This window comes from Rudanella lutea DSM 19387 (assembly GCF_000383955.1).
GTDB lineage: Bacteria > Bacteroidota > Bacteroidia > Cytophagales > Spirosomataceae > Rudanella > Rudanella lutea.
In genome coordinates, this window is the sequence record NZ_KB913013.1 from 5,396,413 (window position 1) to 5,415,929 (window position 19,517).

Consider the following 19,517-nt stretch of genomic DNA (forward strand, 5'->3'; position numbering starts at 1 on the left):
TTGGTTAAAAAGATAAGTTGACACCAAACACGTACGTCCGGGCGCGGGGATAAGCCGCAAAGTCGACGCCCGGTGTCAGCGGATTGAACCGGCGGGCGTTTACCTCGGGGTCGAAGCCTGAGTAGCGGGTCAGCGTGGCCAGGTTGTTCACTGTAGCGTAGAAACGGGCGTTTTGCAGGCGCACCTTGGTCAAAATTACCTTGGGTACAGTGTAGCCAAACGTGACGTTATTGACCCGCAGGAACGAACCATCTTCAACCGCCCATGAGTGCAGGTACGGCCGGTTGTTGGTGATAGGCTGCCAGATGGTCGCGTTGGCATTCAGGGCGGCCAGTTCGGTGGGGTCGGTGACTACGGCACCCCGGTCGTTTACGGTGCGCCAGCGGCCCGCCATCACATCGAGCATGTTCACGTTGCGGTAAAAACCAGACGTCAGTTCGATCTTGTTGGCGTTGTAAATGTCGTTGCCAAATACCCAGTTGACGAAGATGCTGGCGTCGAAGTTTTTGTAGCTAAACTGGTTGTTGAAACCGCCGAAATGCTTCGGGTTGGCATCGCCAATTACCGTCCGGTCGTCTTCGAGCCGAATCTGACCGTCGCCGTTCAGGTCGCGGAGTTTAACGGTACCGGGCTGGGGCGTTCCAAAAATGGCGGTGCCGTTGGGTACGCCTTCCTTCAGCGTGTAGGTACGGGTGGTAGCGTTGTAGTTGAAGTCATCCACTTTGTAAAACCCATCCGTGATAAAGCCGTACATCTGACCCACGGGCTGCCCTACCTGCAACACGTAATCGTCGGCACCGTCGGAACCCTGCCAGCCCGATGAAGTGGTTTGCCGCTGAACGGGGCCGAGGTCTTCGATCCGGTTCTTATTGAACGACACGTTGAAGTTGGCTGACCAGTTGAAGTCCTTCGTCCGCAGCACGGTTGAGCTTAGCTGAAATTCAACCCCCCGGTTTGAGGTGGCTCCTACGTTTTTGATCTGGGTAGTGTAGCCCGACGTCGACGGGATGGGCAGGTTTACGAGCAGGTTGTTCGTCCGGTTGTTGTACACATCGGCCGAGAACTGAAGCCGACCACCCCACAAGCCCAGATCAAGACCAATGTTGCGCGAGTGCGTTGTTTCCCAGGTCAGGTTGGGTTGTGCCAGCGAGGCCGGTGCAAAGCCCGGTAGTACCGACTCGCCCAGGGCGTACTGCGCCGTGGTGTTGAACAACTGGGCGTAGAGGAAATCGGCAATCCGGTTGTTGCCTGCTACCCCGTAGCTCACGCGGAACTTTCCGTCGTTGATAAACTTGAGCGACTCCATGAACTTCTCCTGCGAGAACCGCCACGCCAGCGAGCCCGAGGGGAAATAGCCCCATTGCTGCCCCGTCGCAAATTTCGACGAGCCATCGGCCCGCATGGTTACGGTAGCCAGGTATTTGTCGCCCATGGCGTAATTGGCCCGGCCAAAAAACGAGAGCAGCGTACTACGCGACTCCGAGCTGGTGGGCAGCGGCTGAATAGCCCCCGCTGGTGCCGAACCCAGGTTGATGTTGGCTAAAGCTTTCTGTGCCTGAATGTCAGACGGGAAATAGCGTGTTTCGATGCCCGTGGCCCGGTCGCGCACTTCAAAAATCTCCTGACCAACCAGCAGGTCGAGGTCGTGCCGCCCGCCCAGCCCTTTGCGCGAGTACGTCAGTACGTTTGAGTTGTTGAGCGTCACGCGGTTGGTAGTCCCGATGGACGCTACCGGCAGAGCGGCATAGTTGCGGGCCGTGGCCGTAATCTTGCTGAAAAAACGGTCGTCGCGGCCGCTGTTGTTATCGTACCCGGCCGTTACGCGCAGGGTCAGACCTTTGATAAACTGGTAGCTGAAATAGCCGCTCAGGTTGGTTGCGTTCTGGTTCCGGCGCTGGTACTCGGCCTGCGTCAGCAGCACGGGGTTGCTCAGTCGGGTCGAGTTGTAATAGTCTTCGTCGAATTCGTTGATGTCGACGCCTGTGCGGGGCAAATCGAGCGGCTGGTACTGAATGCTGTGCCGGAGCCGGTTGGTGCTCGCCGTGCCACTGCTGGTGGTGCCGGCCCCGTCGATTCGCTGGCCGAGGTAACGAGCCACAAAGCCGACTTTAAACTTGTCCGACACGGTATGGTCGAGCTTGAAGTTGACCAACTTTCGGTCAAACGCAGATTCGAGCAGAATACCGTCTTCGGTGTTGCTTGTCAGGCTGAGGTTGTAATTGGTGGTGCGGTTGCCGCCATTCACCGAAATATTGTGGTTCTGGTACATGGCTTTCCGGCCAAATACCCGGTCCTGCCAGTCGATAAACGGGGCGTTGCGGTAATTGCTCAGCGTATCGAAGGTCGAGCCAAACTGGTTGGCAAAGCTCGTGCTGTCCTGGGCGTTGCCCCGCGTGCGTTCGTACTGGTAGAGCACATAGTCGTAGGGTTGCAAAGCGCCCAGTTTTTTGAGGTTTTCGCGAAAACCAAACGAGCCGTTGTAGCTGACCGTTGTGCGGCCCGTCCGGCCCGACTTGGTGGTGATGATAATAACGCCGTTGGCCCCACGAGCGCCGTAAATGGCCGTGGCGCTGGCGTCTTTCAACACGTCGATGGTCTCAATATCCTGTGGGTTGAGGGTATTGAGGGCGTTGTCGAGCTGAATACCGTCGACCACATAGATGGGTGAGTTGTCCTGCGTGATGGAGTTGCCGCCCCGCACCCGGATTCGGATGTCGGCACCGGGGCCACCCTCGGCCGTAGTGACCTGTACACCCGCGAGCCGCCCCGTGATGGCCTCGGCTGCGTTGGTGATGGGAATGTCTTTGATCTGTTTGCTGCCAACCGACGAAACCGAGCCCGTCAAATCGCGCCGGTTTACGGTGCCGTACCCGATTACAACCACCTCATTCAGGGTTTTCTGGTCGGGTTCGAGCGTAACGTCGAGAGCGGTGCGGTTGCCGAGGGCAACTTCCTGGGTGGTGTAGCCGATGAAGCTGAATGTAAGGGTAGCCGCGCCGGTATCGGGCACGCGCACCGAGAATTTGCCATCGCCATCGGTGGTGGTGCCGGTCGAGGTGCCTTTGAGCACCACACTTACGCCGGGTAATGGGCTGTTGGCTCCACCGTCTTTTACCTGTCCCGAAACGAGCCGGGTTTGCTGGGCGTAGCCGACCGAGAGCAACCCAAACAGCAGTAAGGTGAGCGTTAGAAGTTTATGCATGGGAGTTATTTTGAAACTTCGGATTGCCCGACACCACCCGGTATCGCTTTTGAAAACAACCCTAATTGTATAATTTGAATAAAGAAGGATGGGAAATCAGCCCCCTCTCACTTGTATACCTCCCTGATTTTATACCCGTCGGTTGGACCCGCCAACTATTTAATTGGCTTTTTTTACGCAATCGTTGCCGGGAACGTTGCCAAAAAGACACTTTCAAAGACGGATTTGGAATAATCCGCTCAGTGTATCTGTCGGCAGCGTGGCAGACCTTGCGGAAACGCTGCCCAATAGCTCTAAGCAAATTGTATAATTCCGATAAACGAACGGGGCACTACCCCGAAGAGTAGTGCCCCGTTTCAAAGACCTAAGTCGCGCTGTTTATTTGACGCCTACCGGCTCAGCTGCCGATAGCTTGACCGGCTCCATGCGCGGGGCAAAGAAGTGCATGCACAACCAACCTGCGAGGTACGCAAAGCCGCAGATGATAAACAGAACATTGTAGCCACCGGTGAGGTTGCCGGCTTCTTTGTAGCTGTCGAGCAGAGCCCCGACCAGAATCGGGAACAGGATACCACCCACCGAGCCGGCCATACCACCGATACCGACCACCGAGCTAACGGCCCGCTTCGGAAACATATCCGATGCCGTGGTGAAAATGTTGGCACTCCAGGCCTGATGCGCAGCTGCCGCCAGACTAATCAGCGCAACGGCCTGCCAGATGTTGGTAGCAAACTGAGCCAGTGTAATCGGAATCACGAGTAGGGCAAAAATGAGCATGGCCGTTTTGCGGGCCCGGAAAATAGGCATACCCCGTTTAATGAAATAGCCTGACAGATACCCTCCGCCGATACTGCCAATCGTGGTAGCGGTGTACACCACTACCAGAGGCAACGATGGCTTTTTGAGGTCCAGATTAAACGTAGATGCGAAGTAGCTGGGTAGCCAGAACAGGAAGAACCACCAGATCGGGTCGGTGAGGAACTTGCCCAGGATAAAAGCCCAGGTTTGCCGGATTCGGAACAGTTGTCCCCAGCCAACCGATTCGCCCGTAGGCACTTCTTCATCGTTGTCACTGTGAATATAGGCGTACTCTTCCTGCCCGAGCCGGGGCTGCTTGGCCGGAGATTCGTAGTAAATCCACCAGAAAATAAGCCAGATAAAACCAATGGCACCGGTAATAATGAACGCTTCCTGCCAGCCGTAAGCCCCCAGAATCCAGGGCACCATAACCGGCGCTACCACCGCTCCAATGTTGGCCCCCGAGTTGAAAATACCCGTTGCGAGGGCGCGCTCACGCTTGGGAAACCACTCGGCTACCGACTTGATAGCGGCCGGGAAGTTACCCGACTCGCCCAAACCCAGTACGGCCCGCCAAACCCCGAACCCAAAGGTGCTGGTGGCTACAGCGTGCAGCATGGCGGCAATACTCCAGACGATAATCGAAATGATGTAGCCCATTTTGGAGCCAATCTTGTCGATTACCCGGCCGAACAGGAGCAGACCCAACGCATACGAAGCCGAGAAGGCCATCACAATGCGGCTGTAGTCGGTTTCGGTCCAGCTAAATTCGGATTCCAGAGCCGGTTTGAGCAGGCCGATAACCTGCCTGTCGAGGTAGTTGATCGTTGTGGCGAAAAAAAGCAGGGCCACAATGGTCCAGCGATAGCCGCCTTTGGGTTGGTTCATAAAAGTTTGACGGTAAGACGTTTAACGATAGGGGTGCCCGGTTGGGGGCGGATAAAAAGAGACTGGATAAACAAATACATTAAGGGGTAGTCGTTGCCGACCGGGTACGTTGCAGCCGGTGTTGTACGTCGGTCTCTGTCTGAGCCGAGGCATCCCCAAACTCCTGCAACTTACCCACGGCAGCCGCAGCAGCAAAGTCAATGATGGCTTGCGGCTCGTGTTCGTTGTAGTGCCCGTAAATGAGGCCCGCCATAAAGCAGTCGCCACTACCTACTTTGTCGACGACCGAGTCGAGCAAAAATTCGGGCGCTACATACGTTTGCCCGTTGGTATGCAGGGTGGCATAATACCGGATGCCCCCCGGCGGGTTATCAAACCGGAAGGTATTGGCCACGATCCGGCAACGCCCGAACCGCGCCCGAATCGCGTCGGCAGTTTGGGCGGCATGGGTCACGTACTGTTCCGCCGTCCATTCGTCGGTAATCGTGGGGTCGAGCGGCATATCCAGTAGGGTATGTGCCGCCCAGATATTCCCCATCACCAGATCGCAGTGCTCCACCAGGGCGGGCATGATCTGACACGGCCGCTTGCCATATTGCCAGAGCTTGGCGCGGTAATTCAAATCCATCGAAACGGTGATGCCTTTGGCGGAGGCTACCTGTAGCAGTTCGAGGCAGGCATCGGCTACGGCCTGACTCAGGGCCGGGCTAATGGCACTCACGTGCAGCCAGCTGATGCCGTCGAGTACGGCTTCCCAATCTACTTTGCCGGGGGCCAGCTCCGAAAAAGCCGAGTAGGCCCGGTCGTAGATGACGCCCGCATTTTTGAGGTCGGAGCCCTGCGGCAGGTAGTAACTCCCCACCCGGCTGCCAAACCGGGTCATGCCCGCGGTGTCGATCCCCAGCGTATTGATCTGGTTCAGCATATCGTCGGCCAGGGCGTTGAGGGGAAGCACGGTGTTGTAACGAACCGGTACATGCCAGTTTGCCAGAGCGGTGGCCACGTTGAGTTCGGCTCCGCCAACAAAAACCGGCATGGTTGCCTGTCGAATCCATTCGCCGTTGGCATGTGGCGAAAAGCGGAGTAACAACTCACCAAAACAACAAACTTTACTCATTCACAAAAAGTGGTTTTCTGAACCGGCGAACCGGATTATAGTGCAAAGAGCATTTATAAGCCATTACTTACCCTAACTCCTTGCTAAAAACCGGTTTTTGTGGGGTTTACCATGTAGAAAGTGGGGGAAAGTAGTGATTATCTAAAGGTTCGGCCTACACAGATTAACTCATTTGTCGAGCAAAACGGATTTGGTAAAACGGGCCTTCAGAGTGGCGTAAAGACCCTGATCGAGAAACTGTCCGAGAGCCTCCTGTACGCGCTCGGCAAAGCCCGGCAACAACGTGAGATCGTGGCCCCATACTGATTTGTTGCCTAATACGGTACTGACCACCTGCGCCGGAGTAGCCCGTGCCCAAAGGTCGGCGAAGTACCCGGCTTTTTCATCCTGAATCGGGTAGGGGGTACAGTCGCGGTCGCCGTACCAGAGCTCACCCGGTTTCGTGGGCTGATGCGTGCCCCGCATAAACAGGAGGTAAGCCGCAAATCCCAATGCCATGTAGGTCGGTGTAGTGCCCAACTGATGATAGTACTGGAGCAGGGTCGGTACGTTGCGCATCTGCATTTTGGCGGTGTACTGCATTGTAATAGACAGCCAACGGTGTTCGATATACGGATTCTGAAACCGGTCGAGCACATCGGTGGCAAAGCGTTGGGCCGTTTTTTCGTCCACCGGGTAGGGGATACCCGGTAGCAGTTCGGCCAGCATCAGCGACCGGATAAACGCTCCCATGGTTTCGTCGTCCATAGCCTCACGAACCGTATCAAAACCTGCCAGCCAGGCCAGGCCACAGCTCAGCGTGTGGGTGCCATTGAGTAATCGTAGTTTGAGTTCGCGAAACTGATTGATGTTTGGCCGGATAAACACGCCCGCATCGGCCCGGCTGAACGATAGCACCTCGGTTACCCGGCTCGCATGAGGGCCGTCGGGAACCTCAATAGCCCAAAGCCGGTACACTTCGGCAATGGTCAGCAATTCGTCGTCGTAGCCGAGTTGGTCGGCCAGGTCGTGCAGGGTAGCGGGGTCGGGGCGGCCCGGTACGATCCGGTCGACCAGCGAATTACAGCACGTATTGGCCGATTCGAGCCAGTCGATAAAATCACTTTCAAGCCCGTTGCGGTGCGCGAGTTCGAGCAGAATAGCTTCGAGCCGGGTGCCATTATCGGGAATCAGTTCGGTGGGGACAATCACCAGCCCCCGGTTGGGGTCGCCCCCAAAAGCCCGGTAGCGCGCATACAACACGGCGAGGAGCTTGCCCGGAAATGATTGCGGGGGCGCTTGCCGAATGTCGTCCTGTACGAGTTGAATGCCTACCTCGGTGGTGTTCGAAATCACCAGTTTCAGGTCGGGGTTACCCGCCAGCTGAAGTACTGATTCCCATTCCGTTCGGGCCGATAAAACCCGGCTTATGGCCGAGCAGATGACGTTCTCCTCTACGGTACGGCCGTTTTCAACGCCCCGGATGCAGAGCGTATAGAGGTTGTCCTGTCGCCGAAAGGCGGTAAGGTCGCCCCCGTCGGTTGACTTGACAACTACGATTCGCCCGTTGAAGAGGCCCTCTCGATTGGCCTTGTCGATCAGGTAATCGGGCAGGCCCCGCAACAAGGCCCCTGTACCGAACTGGAGCACCGTTTCGGGCAGTTGCAGCAACTGTTCAAGGGTTGGGTGGGCGTTTGTAGCGGCCGGTTGGTCCAGCAGGTATTTTAGCGATAGATCATTCATCTTGAGCCCTGTCGCCGGTGATAAACCGGATTGTCTTTTTTCAATCTGTACCGAAAAAGAGTGCCCGGTTCTGAAAAAGCCGGATTGGTTAAGAATAGCCAGTCTGGAAGCTCATCCGACGGGTGAGGCTGTATTTATTCATGCAATCGTTATCGGGAACGTTGCCAATTTGGCCTTCCGGTGCGTGCGTTGGGGGCTTATCAGTAGATTTGGTTCTTAAAACCCTCCTACTGATGACTCAGCGACGACGGGTTACTTTATCTTTTTTTGGATTTTAGCGAGAATACGCTTTGGAGGCAGTTACCATAAAAGACATCGCCCGGGCCCTGAATCTGTCGACTTCAACGGTGTCGAGGGCTCTGCGGGGAAGCTACGAAATCAATCCCGAAACCAAGCGGCTGGTGATGGAGTATGCCGAGCGGATGAACTATCGGCCCAACCCGATTGCGCTTAGCCTGAAAGAAAACCGCAGTCGGGTGATTGGTGTGATTGTGCCCCAGATTGCCAACGATTTTTTCTCGCAGGCCATCAACGGTATCGAAGCCATTGCTTACAACCGGGGCTACCACGTAATTATCGCCCAAAGTCATGAGTCGTTTGAACGTGAGGTGGTTACGGTGCAGCAGTCGGTGGCGCGTAAGGTGGATGGACTCCTTATTTCGCTCTCAAGCGAGACCAACGATGTGAGTCATTTGCAGGAATTAAGGCAAAAGAACTTCCCGATTGTTTTGTTCGACCGGGTGTCGGATGAGCTGGATACCGTAAAAATTGTGTCGGACAACTACGGGGGGGCGTTTGCCGCTACCGAGCACCTGATCCGGTCGGGGCGTCGGCGCATTGCGCACGTGACTATTCCGCCCTACATGTCGATCACACAGGAGCGACTGGCGGGCTACCGCGCGGCTCTGGAACAAAACGGGTTGCCGTACGATGAGTCACTGATTCGGTACGTGGGTTTTGGGCAGCACGAAATTGACCCTATCGTCGACGATTTGCTGGAACAGTCGCCCCCGCCCGACGCGTTTTTCGCTGCGAGTGACCGGCTGGCGCTCGGTTGCCTGGCCACGTTACAGGCTCGCCGGATTGTGATTCCCGAACAGGTCTCGATTGTGGGGTTCACCAACATCGGGGTAGCGCACCTGCTGTCGCCCCCGATGAGTACGGTGGTGCAGCCCGCGAAGGAAATCGGTCAAACGGCGGCCGAGCGGCTCATTGAACTAATCGAACGCAAGCAAAAAGCCGCCCCGGTTGATACCGTCCGTATTCCGACGCAGCTAATCGCCCGTCAGTCGAGCGGGGTTTGACCGTAAACAAGCCAATTGCTGTGTCTTGGATTATTAACAGGGTTGTTCCTGATTTTGGGAACTTGATCAACGGTTGGCCTAACACCACCCCCTGCCCCCTCCTGATTTCAGGAGGGGGAGCCGAAACGTCCATCTCGACGAATAAAAGGGGGTAGTACTGGACAAAATGAATACCTAAGCGATTGGCGTAACCAAAAATTGAACGCAGATGAAGCGAAGCGGGCAGATGACCACGGATTACCAATCCGCGAAAATGGGCCCGATCCGCGTCATCCGCGTGCCAATCCTCTGAATTTAAATGGCACGCGGAGAACGCCGATTTAACGAATTCGCGCTGATGAGTACATCCGCGAAAATCGGCCCAATCCGTGCCATCCGTGTGCCAATTCTTCTGAATTTAAATGGCACGCGGATAACACCGATTTAACGAATTCGCGCTGATAAGTAAATCGGCGGAAATTGGTGTTATCCGCATCATCCGCGTGCCAATTCTTCTGAATTTAAATGGCACGCGGATAACACCGATTTAACGAATTCGCGCTGATGAGTACATCCGCGAAAATCGGCCCAATCTGCGTCATCCGTGTGCCAATTCTTCACTCAATCTCCCAATTATTTCCGAAGAGCCGCTGCGTTCGAGGGAACCTGCTCCAGAAGCCACGTAGCGAGTTCTTTACCAGCTTTAAAGTTCTCGTAGCGAGCGGGAATCTTCCGTCCGTCCACGTATTCATTGTAAAGCCACGGGTCGCCAACGGCGAATACCGTTCCCTTGCCTACCTTGGCAACGGCCATAATCACATCACCGCTATCCGTCACAACGGCCTTGGCGGGAGCTTTCACCGCGAGGGGCGATAACTCCTTGATATACACCGTGCGGGTTGACGGGAAAATAGGAACCCCGGCCGGAATCGTAATTTGGCCCTGTTCAAACTGATCTTTCTGGACCATGTTGCGGTTTTTGGGCAGAAACTGAATCCCGAACTGAGCCGCTAACCGGTTGAAGTTTTTGTGTTCGCAGTTGGCGGTGTCGTTGGCCATCAGCACAAGCGTACCCCCCGCCCGCACCCAATCGGCAATGGCTTTGGAGTCGGCCTCCGAAATGTAGTTGGGCTGTGCGGTCTCCTTCGGGGTGTCGGGGTCGACAATAATGTAAACGTCTACGTTTTTCAGGGCCGCGGCTCCCGGAGCCGTAGGTACCGAAACGGTTTTGGCACCGAGGTCGCGGAAGGTATTGCCCCACCACCAGAAGCCCGAGTGCAGTTTGTCGTCCCAAGTGTAATGAAACGCTTCCGGCTCGCCCGTTATCCCTTTCCGAAACTCGTGGTTGAAGTACGTATCGACGGCAACGGTTTTGCCTGCACCGACGGCATTTTGCCCGGCTGCCCCGGCAATTTCCATTTCAACACTCGCCATGATAAACGGCCCAACGCCTTTCAGGTCATCTTGCCGGAGTGGCTCGCTCAGGTAATACTCATAGCTGCCATCGCGGTAGGGCGTACCGCCCAGGCCGCTCACGCTCACCGTTTTTTCGAGATGAATCAGCCCCTTGCTATCCGTCGATATAAAGTTTTTGAGCATGCCGGCGTATCCCTTGCGGGCGTAGGAGAGCATCGGCGCGGGTAGGTACCCCAGCCGAACGCCTTTGGCTAAGGCGTAGACAAACATGGCCGTTCCCGATGCTTCGAGGTAGTTGCCGGGGCTGCCCATGCGGTCGGTAACCTGATACCAGGCGCCTTCTTTCGGGTCCTGGTATTTCACGACGGCGGGCATCAGCCGTTGCAAAATCGCCACCACTTCGCCCCGGCGCGGGTGCGAGGCCGGTATATAATCGAGTACATCGACGAGGGCCATGGCGTACCAGCCCATCGCCCGGCTCCAGAAGTTGGGCGACTTGCCGGTTTGGGGATTGGCCCATTTTTGTTCGCGGCTTTCGTCCCAGCCGTGGTACAGCAGGCCCGTTTTTGCGTCGCGGGCGTGTTGCTCCATCCAGACAAACTGATTCACGATGTCGTCGAAGTTTTTCGATTCGCCAAACAGCAGGCTGTACTCGGCATAAAACGGCTCACCCATGTACAGTCCATCGAGCCACATCTGGTATGGGTACCGCTTTTTGTGCCAAAAACCCCCTTCGTTGGTGCGGGGCTGTTGGGCCAGTTGTTTCCGAAGCAGGTCGGCGGCTTTGCGGTATTTTTCCTTGCCCGGCAACGACTGCTGATACAGCAGTAGCAGCCCCCGGCCCGGCGTCACGTGGTCAATGTTATAGTCCTCCAGTTTGTACGTACGGATGGTGCCGTCGGCCGTAACGTACCGGTCCAGATTTTTCTGGATGTACTCGAAATACCGGTTGTCGCCGGTACGGTACCAGACCTGCTCGATTCCCCGCAGCACTACGCCCATTTCGTATTCCCAGCGGGCGTCTTTTTTCTCTTTGGTGTACGCAATGGAGTCGGCATGCGTAGCCATCACAGTGGCGGCCATGCGCTCCGACCAGGGCGCTGTTTGGGCGTAGGCGGCTATACTCAGGCCCAGCCACGCCAGAAGGGTGAATCGTTTAGTCATGGTTTAGAAAATCTTCCCGCATGGGAGTAAATACATCGACCAGCACGCCCGCTTCGAGGCACAGGGCACCGTGCATCACGTAGGGCGGAATGTAATAGGCATCACCGGCTTTCAGCTCGCGTTTGGTGCCGTCGATTTCGATTTCAAAGCGTCCGCGCTCCACATAGCTGATTTGCGTGTGCGGATGGTTGTGCAGCGTGCCAATGCCGCCGGTTTCAAAGGCTACTTTTACCATCATCAGGTCGTTGTCAAACGTCATGATCTGGCGTTTTACACCCTCGCCAGCTGCTTCCCAGGCCAGTGTGTCTGCGTCGACAAAGCGTTGTTCTCGTTGCATTCTATCGGTCGTTAAACCCGGTATTCATCAGGCACGTTGACCCGCCGGGTGTACACGTAAAACAGGTTGTCGGTATCCGTTTACTTAGACAGCATCGAGGCAGTAGCCTGACCGCCAAACTCGACATCTTTTTTAGCCTTTGTTTTGTCGGTGTTCAACAGCCGGATGTTTTTCGAGCGGTCGCCGAGCAGGCGCAAGAGCAAATCGGCATTGTCGGCGTAGCGGATTCCGTCGAGGGTCAGGTTTTTGCTGTTTTGCACCGTCATGACGGTTTTGGCTTTGGTAAGCAGGGTCACGTTTTTAAGCCGAATGTTATCGGCCTCTACGCATACCAGCCCGGCATTGGCCTGCAACACGGCATTTTCGATGTCGATGTCTTTGATGGCCATTTCGGGCAGACCCCGGATCAGAATGCCCGTTTCGGCACCCTGACAAACCACGTTGCGAATGTGAAAATCGCGGAACTGTGGGGTACCGTCGTTCAGGGGCTTGGCCTCAATAGTGGGCAGTTCGTTCGACTCACCGGCCTGCGGTACGGGGTCTTTGGCCATGTAATACATATCAAACAGGATAGCCTCGCCCGGAATGTTGGTCATGTTGATGTCTGACACATAAATCTTTTCGACGACGCCCCCGCGTCCACGGGCTGTTTTAAACCGCAACCCAACGTCAGTCCCCAGAAAATTGCAGTTCGATACAAACAGATTTCGCACCCCGCCCGACATTTCACTACCGATCACAAAGCCGCCGTGCCCGTGAAAAACGGTATTGTTGTGCACCACAATGTTTTCGGTCGGAATACCCCGTTTGCGGCCTTCTTCGTCCTTGCCTGATTTGATACAGATACCATCGTCGCCCACATCGAGGGTGCAGCCTTCTACCAGCCCATTGCGGCACGATTCGAGGTCGATACCGTCGCCGTTTTGGGCGTACCACGGGTTCCGAATGGTCAGGTTTCGTAGGGTGATATGTTCGCAAAGTACCGGGTGCAGGCACCAGGCGGGCGAGTTCTGAAAGGTTACGTTTTCGAGCAGCACGCGCTTGCACCGGGTGAGTACGAGCAGGTTGGGCCGCACAAACTCCTTAATGTCTTCGGTATTCTGCAAGGTGTACCCTTCGGCTATCACGCCCCCGCGTTTGGCCGATGCCCCCTTGAGAGCCCGCTCTGTGGGGTACCAGGTTGTTTTTTCGGCGTCGAGCAAACCACCCGATTTGAGCAGGTTGGCCCACTGCGAGGCCGTCAGTTTACTTTTTTTCACCGGCCGCCAAACCTCACCTGCGCCGTCGAACACGCCCTGACCCGTGATGCCAATATTGTCGAGGTCGGTGCCCGAAATTGGCGCCTGTGCCCGAATGGCTTCCACGCCCTCCCAGGTGGTTTTGACCAACGGAAAATCGGCGGTGTTGCGGCTAAACTGTACCAGTGCCCCCGCCTGCGTGTGCAGGTTGACACCACTTTTGAGCGCGATGGGGCCGGTGAGCCAGAATCCCTTCGGAATCAGGACGGTGCCGCCCCCGGCCCGCGCACACTGCTCAATAGCGTCGTTGATGGCGCGGGCGTTGTTGGTCACCCCGTCGGGTACGGCTCCGTACCGCACAATGTTGAAGGTATCTTTCCGGAATGCCGGTTCGGCTACGTGCGGTAGCTCGTAGGCGTATTTGCCCGCAAAGGGCGATGCTTTCAGAAACGTTGCCAGTGAACTCACATTCTGCCGGATGCCATCGGCCACCAGACTCGCCATCACTGCCGCGCCGTAGGGCGAAAAGTGCGTGTTATCTTCCTTACCGTCGGGAAACTTAGGGTACATTTTGGTGGGCAAGTGCATAAACAGGGCTTTGGAGCCCTCCACACCGTGTTGTACCAGAGCCTCCCGGCTACTGCTGTGCAGGTCAATAAGGGGTACGCGGTACTGCTTCGCCACGGCTTTCACCACGCCAGGGTACTCACCGTGCTGATCGACGAACTGACCGGCTTCATCGAACTTACGGCGCATCACGGGGGTAATCAGCACCGGGTTAGCCCCCTTGGCGCGGGTTTCCTCAATGTACCGGATAAGGTTTTTGCGGTAGTCGGTCTGAGCGGCTGCAAACCGGGTTGTATCGTCGGCTTTCTGGTCGTTGTGGCCAAACTGAATCAGGACCCAATCGCCGGGGCGGAGGTTAGTCTGTACCGTTTTCCAATGGCCCAGTGTCCGGAAACTTTTGGTGCTTCGTCCGTTCACAGCATGGTTTTGTACCTCTACGGCTTCGTTGAAAAAGGTGGGGAACACCATGCCCCAACCCGTTTCGGGCGCGTCGAACGGGCGTTTGTCGGCAATGGTCGAATCGCCGATGAGAAAAATACGCAGTTTATCGTCAGCCGGACGGAAGGCCGTCAGAATCAGCAGGAAGGCAAGTCGTGAAATGAATTTCATTACCGAAACCGGTTAAATCGTTTAGCCCTGAAATTAGATTATGGCAAGAACAGGTATTGCCCGCCGGGGGGTATGTAACGAACCCGGCCGGATAAGATGCCCCTAAAAACACGACAGAACCCTTAGTTGCGTTGACTTTTTTTACGCAATCGTTCCCGGTAACGATGTCGTGATAAGCTAAATGCTACGGTTATCGGTTTACAGGTCCGTTTTGAGTGGACCGGCACTGTAGCAAAAAAGCAGCCCATGCGAGCTGCTTTTTTGCACTTTTCTCGGCTAGGCCTGAAGGCATCGCGCTATTGCCTCGTCACCTTGAGCAGGGCGGTTTGCTTCGTGTCGTTGGTAGTACCGGGGTAGGGGCGGACTTCAGTTAGCAAAACTTTGTACGTGTCGGGGCCCAGTTGCAGCGTGGTTGAGTCTTTGTCGTGTAAGCCTTTAGTCCCGCATTCGCCCAGACATAGTTTGCCCGACTGACTCAGGCTTCCCTGACTGAGGGTAAACGTAACGTCGGCATTGCCGTACCGGATGCAAACGGCATTGGCCGGGCATCGGCTATCCTGAATGGAATTGACCTGAACGGTGGCATTGCCGCCAACCCGCGCCGACCCATTTAGTTCAACCGCAACGGGCTGGGTGTTCGATTGGGTGTTTAGGGAGGTTTCTTTTTCGCAGCTGAAGAAGGTTAAACCGCCCAGCAGAAGGGCCAGAAAGGAAGTTGATCGAGTGGAACGCATGTGTAAACGTGTTTACTGTTGTCGTTCTGAAGACCCTCGATGCCTGTAAAAGGTTGGAATGGATGCAAAAAAAGTTGTTTAATCTTCTGCGTGAAAGTTAAACAAGTGTTCGAGCATGGGTTCGCTAAACCGGGCTTTCCGTTTGAGTGCCTGCTTTAGCATTTTGAGGTACTGATTCTTTGGGATTTCAATCGCGCCAAAGCGTCGAACATTATCATTAATAAACTGAGTGTCAAGAAGTTCGAAGCGCTGTTTTCGTAAGGTCAGAATCAAGTAGTGGAAGGCAACTTTCGAAGCATTGTCGACTTCATAGAACATAGATTCGCCAAAAAAGGCAGCACCGAGAGCCACACCGTACAAGCCGCCAACCAAACGGTCATCTATATACGTTTCTACACTATGGGCTAAACCCATCTGGTTGAGCGTGGTGTAGGCACTGATAATTTCCTCAGAGATCCAGGTGCTATCGTCGGATGAGCGAGGTACAGCACAGCGACGCATAACCTGTTCAAAATCAGCATTTATGCGTATTTCAAAGGCTTTCTTGTTGAGAACAGGGCGCAATGATTTGGCCGGTTTGTACGTTTCAAGTGGTATGATGGCCCGGGGGTCGGGCGAGTACCAGTATAACGTACCATCGGCGTCGGCCATCGGAAAGATACCGTTTAAGTAACCGTAGATGAGATCGTCGGCGGTTAATTGATTCATTAAGTTTTGGGCTGGCGCTTGATTTTGACAAAGATATATAAATAAAATCCGAATCTTACAATAATTGATTGTTAATTATTTGGGCATTAAAAGTGAACCATGCGCAAAAAAATACGTTTTATTCATTGCACAAGCCCGGCAATTTCTCTAACATTGTCGGCTTTTTCAGGCTCATTTGGCCTATCTAATCAGCGATGACGAAACCGAACGACATAGCGGCCTTTTATCACACAACGCCCTATCGAGTCAGGTCCGAAAGGACCATCTAATCGCTTTTGCCTACGTGGCAGAACTCCTCCGCTATTCTTTTTTTATTCATCACTAAGCCAACACACGGGTCACAACGTCCCCGGTTGCGGTAAACGTCACAACGTTTTTCGTTGCCCAATAAATGACGATGATTAATCACGAAGTAGTCAACGACCAGTATATCGTACAGATTGCCAGCGAGGATCACCTCCGTCTGGCCGAGACCATCTGTCAGGAAATGGAACGCAGCGCTAAAGCCCGGGGCACCGGTATTGCCAAGCGCTCGCCCATTTATGTCATGGAAAAAATGCTTGAGGGCAAGGCCATTGTCGCTACGACAATGGCCGGCGAATGGGTCGGCTTCTGCTACATCGAGACCTGGGAGCACGGTAAATTTGTGGCCAATTCGGGCCTCATCGTGCATCCTGATCATCGGAAAAGCGGTATTGCAACCCGGATCAAGGCCAAAGCATTCGAACTGTCGCGCAAGCGGTTTCCCAATGCAAAAATCATTGGATTGACCACCAGCCTGGCTGTCATGAAGATCAACTCTGATCTCGGTTATGAGCCAGTAACTCTGAGCGAACTGCCTGCCGACGAAGCGTTCTGGAAAGGCTGCTCGAGCTGTGTGAACTATGATATTCTGAACCGGACCAACCGGAAGCACTGCTTGTGTACAGGCATGCTCTACGACCCCGAGCAACACCGGAAAGAGGAGAAGAAGGAAAACTGGAATTTCCTGAAAGAATCGAAACTGTACGAACGCTGGATGAAGCTGAAAGAGCGGATCTTACTCCGGTTTCAGGATCGGCAGCGCGCCCGTCGGCACGACCGCGAGTTGGAAACGGCTTAGTGGGTTGTTTGTCAATAGTAAAACCCCGGTCCATCAGGGCCGGGGTTTTTTCGTGGTCAACCCAAAACAGCTTTTCTGGTACGTGGTTATTATACGTGTACCAACAGACTCAACACATGGAAAGCTACGCACCCAGTCCCGACGATATGATGAACCAGAACTCCAGCCGGGTACCCACCGGAATGGAACAGGATGTTCGGGCCGATGAAGACATTATTGACCAGACCGGAGCAGAACCGGCTGCCGCTGATACCGAGTTGCAACGCGCCCCGGTTGAGCCCCCTCAGGCCGGTCAATCGACTCCGGTCGACGACTTAGCCAGCTCCATTGCGTATGCCCTCGACGGCTCGGGGCGGGGCGAAACGAACCCGGTGTCTCCGCAGCAGGGGCCTATTGGTCCCGAACACAAGCCCATTACGGAAGGAACGACCGGTGCGAGCCTGCGCGATGAAGAGGATAATCTTAAACCTGATTGAGTTGGTGTCCTTTCCAAATCTGCGCAGTAAGACTACTTGGATTAAGTAAACCCATTGCCTAATATTTTAACTATTTTCTCGTATGAAGAAAATAGTATGCTTAATTTGACGCTGTTGCTCGCCAATCGTTTTGTCGCCCAGATTTTACCGGTAGTTTTCGGCGGGTTTGCTGTGCTCGTACCATGCCTGACTCTATTTTACATCTTGAACCACACGAAAACGGACCGCATTTGAACCGATTGTTAGCATCGGTATTCATGCAGGCTCCATCAGCCATGGCGGTGGTGAAATGGCCCGATTTGACCTTCGTATTTACCAATTCACCCTATCAGAAGCTTTTCAGGCGTTCATCCGGGCAGCTGAATGGGCGCTCAATGAGGGAGGTATGGCCCGACAGTGCAGCGTACGCTATTGATGAGGTAGGTGAATCGGGAAAGCCGCTGACCATTGCTGAGTATCCGATTCAAGTACAGACCCCCGACGGAGACGACCGGGTCTTGTATTTTCAATTTGTGTTTCAGCCGGTAGCCATCGAAGGCGAAACCCCAACGCATTTGGTCATTCAAGCAACGGATGTATCAGAGCAGGTGTATGCCCGGCAACAACTTGAGCAGAGTCAGGATCGGTTTGGGGCGGCTATAGCGGCCGTGCAGGGTACGTTGTGGACGAATAATCCACGCGGAGAAATGGAAGGGACGCAACCCGGTTGGGCTGCTCTGACCGGGCAATCGTACGAAGAATACCAGGGGTACGGATGGTCGAGGGTTGTACACCCCGACGATGCCCTGCCCACAATTCAGGCCTGGAACGAAGCCGTCCGCGAACGGCGTATGTTTGTTTTCGAGCATCGGGTTCGGGCCAAAGGTGGCCGTTGGGGCCAGTTCACGATTCGCGCCATTCCGTTGTTCGATCGGGAGGGGACTATACGCGAGTGGGTAGGTGTGCACACGGATGTAACGCAGCAACGACAGGCCGAAGCCGCCCTTCGAGAAAGTGAGGAGCGGTTCCGAATCATGGCCGACGCGGCCCCGACGCTCGTATGGACCTGTAACCCCGACGGATCGTTCAAGTACATGAATCCGCAGGTGCTGGCGTATTTGGGCATGTCGGAGGCTCAGTTTTTACCCTCTAGCTATACCGATCTGTTGCATCCCGATGAGCGCGTATCGGTTGGGCAGGCTTTCCGGCAGGCTATTCAGACACTGAAGCCGTACACGCTCGAACACCGACTTCGCAAGCAGGACGGCTCGTACCGGTGGTTTTTGGCGCAGGGGGCACCAAGCCAGTACCCCAATGGCGAGTTGTTTGCCTACGTGGGCTCCTGGATTGATATACACGAGCAAAAACTTTCGGCCGAACGACTGGAGCAGGAAGTAGCCGACCGTACCCGCGAACTGGTGAAGCTCAACCGGGCCCTCGAACGATCCAACGAATACCTGCAACAGTTTGCTTACGTAGCCAGCCACGATTTGCAGGAACCCCTGCGCAAGATTCAATATTTCGGCGGGCATGTGCTCGAACAGTACGGCCAATTGCTCCCAACGCCCGCGCAGGATTTGCTCCGGCGGATGCAGAACGCGTCGGTACGGATGGCGAATTTGATTCGGGATTTGCTGGCTTACTCGAAACTATCCACGCAGTCACTGTCGGCACAGCCGCAGAACTTTGAACCGGTGTCGCTTGGCGAGGTGGTGGCTGAGGTTCTGACCGATCTTGAACTGACGATTCAGACCCGAAACGCCCAAATCGACGTGGGGGAACTCCCCACCCTGTTGGCCGACCGAACGCAGATGCAGCAACTGCTGAGTAACCTGATGGGCAATGCGCTCAAATACACTCGTCCCGATACCGACCCTGTGGTGCAGATTGGGAGTCGGCTGGTGGAGGCTCACGCTTCGCAGTTGCCCGCATCCCTTACGCAGTCAGACAAACCGTACTGGGAAATTTGGGTAGCCGATAATGGCATCGGCTTTGGAGAAAAATACCTCGACAAACTGTTTCAGATGTTTGGGCGGCTACACGGCCGTAGTCAGTACGAGGGGTCGGGTATTGGGCTCGCTACCTGCAAACGAGTGGCCGAGAACCATAACGGGGCCATCACCGCCCGTAGCGAACCGGGACAGGGGGCCACATTTCTGGTGTATTTGCCAGCATAA

General features: G+C 55.0%; 13 protein-coding genes. 4 read left to right on the forward strand and 9 right to left on the reverse strand.

The genetic code is table 11. The features are described 5' to 3' along the window. Positions 1-4: 4 nt before the first annotated feature. The 4 genes from RUDLU_RS0122145 to RUDLU_RS0122160 form a co-directional block, all read right to left on the reverse strand. Positions 5-3,202: a SusC/RagA family TonB-linked outer membrane protein gene (locus RUDLU_RS0122145; protein WP_019990625.1), complete on the reverse strand. Its 3,198-nt coding sequence runs from the start codon at positions 3,200-3,202 to the stop codon at positions 5-7. 378 nt (positions 3,203-3,580) lie between these two features. Further along, complete coding sequence (locus RUDLU_RS0122150) at positions 3,581-4,888, reverse strand: MFS transporter (RefSeq protein WP_019990626.1); 1,308 nt, start codon at positions 4,886-4,888, stop codon at positions 3,581-3,583. Positions 4,889-4,967: 79 nt separating this feature from the next. Continuing rightward, entirely contained in the window at positions 4,968-6,005 is a 1,038-nt protein-coding gene (locus RUDLU_RS0122155) for a sugar kinase (RefSeq protein WP_019990627.1), read from the reverse strand. A gap of 168 nt (positions 6,006-6,173) precedes the next feature. After that, entirely contained in the window at positions 6,174-7,727 is a 1,554-nt protein-coding gene (locus RUDLU_RS0122160; RefSeq protein WP_019990628.1) for a tagaturonate reductase, read from the reverse strand. Between the two features lie 290 nt (positions 7,728-8,017). Here RUDLU_RS0122160 and RUDLU_RS0122165 point away from each other — a divergent pair, with 290 nt between their 5' ends. Continuing rightward, positions 8,018-9,031 (forward strand): LacI family DNA-binding transcriptional regulator, encoded by a 1,014-nt coding sequence (locus RUDLU_RS0122165; protein ID WP_019990629.1) that lies wholly within the window; start codon positions 8,018-8,020, stop codon positions 9,029-9,031. Between the two features lie 612 nt (positions 9,032-9,643). Here the strand turns inward: RUDLU_RS0122165 and RUDLU_RS0122170 are convergent. The 5 genes from RUDLU_RS0122170 to aat all read right to left on the reverse strand — a co-directional run bounded on the left by RUDLU_RS0122170 (position 9,644) and on the right by aat (position 15,783). Continuing rightward, the gene (locus RUDLU_RS0122170; RefSeq protein ID WP_019990630.1) at positions 9,644-11,590 is read right to left on the reverse strand and encodes a DUF4350 domain-containing protein; all 1,947 of its coding nucleotides are present in this window, start codon (positions 11,588-11,590) and stop codon (positions 9,644-9,646) included. Next, entirely contained in the window at positions 11,583-11,927 is a 345-nt protein-coding gene (locus RUDLU_RS0122175) for a cupin domain-containing protein (RefSeq protein WP_019990631.1), read from the reverse strand. The genes RUDLU_RS0122170 and RUDLU_RS0122175 overlap by 8 nt, the downstream gene beginning before the upstream one ends. A gap of 80 nt (positions 11,928-12,007) precedes the next feature. Beyond that, entirely contained in the window at positions 12,008-14,341 is a 2,334-nt protein-coding gene (locus RUDLU_RS0122180) for a glycosyl hydrolase family 28 protein (protein ID WP_019990632.1), read from the reverse strand. Positions 14,342-14,637: 296 nt separating this feature from the next. Then, positions 14,638-15,075 carry a hypothetical protein gene (locus RUDLU_RS0122185; RefSeq protein WP_019990633.1) on the reverse strand — a complete coding sequence of 146 codons (438 nt, stop codon included), beginning with the start codon at positions 15,073-15,075 and terminating at the stop codon, positions 14,638-14,640. 78 nt (positions 15,076-15,153) lie between these two features. After that, positions 15,154-15,783 carry a leucyl/phenylalanyl-tRNA--protein transferase gene (aat, locus tag RUDLU_RS0122190; protein ID WP_019990634.1) on the reverse strand — a complete coding sequence of 210 codons (630 nt, stop codon included), beginning with the start codon at positions 15,781-15,783 and terminating at the stop codon, positions 15,154-15,156. Positions 15,784-16,180: 397 nt separating this feature from the next. Between aat and RUDLU_RS0122195 the strand changes: the two genes are divergently transcribed. The 3 genes from RUDLU_RS0122195 to RUDLU_RS28945 all read left to right on the forward strand — a co-directional run bounded on the left by RUDLU_RS0122195 (position 16,181) and on the right by RUDLU_RS28945 (position 19,517). After that, complete coding sequence (locus tag RUDLU_RS0122195; RefSeq protein WP_027303298.1) at positions 16,181-16,885, forward strand: GNAT family N-acetyltransferase; 705 nt, start codon at positions 16,181-16,183, stop codon at positions 16,883-16,885. Between the two features lie 116 nt (positions 16,886-17,001). Next, positions 17,002-17,361 carry a hypothetical protein gene (locus RUDLU_RS0122200; protein ID WP_019990636.1) on the forward strand — a complete coding sequence of 120 codons (360 nt, stop codon included), beginning with the start codon at positions 17,002-17,004 and terminating at the stop codon, positions 17,359-17,361. A 230-nt stretch (positions 17,362-17,591) separates the two neighbouring features. Then, a complete protein-coding gene (locus RUDLU_RS28945) occupies positions 17,592-19,517 on the forward strand; it encodes a PAS domain-containing sensor histidine kinase (RefSeq protein ID WP_019990638.1) in 1,926 nt (641 codons plus the stop codon).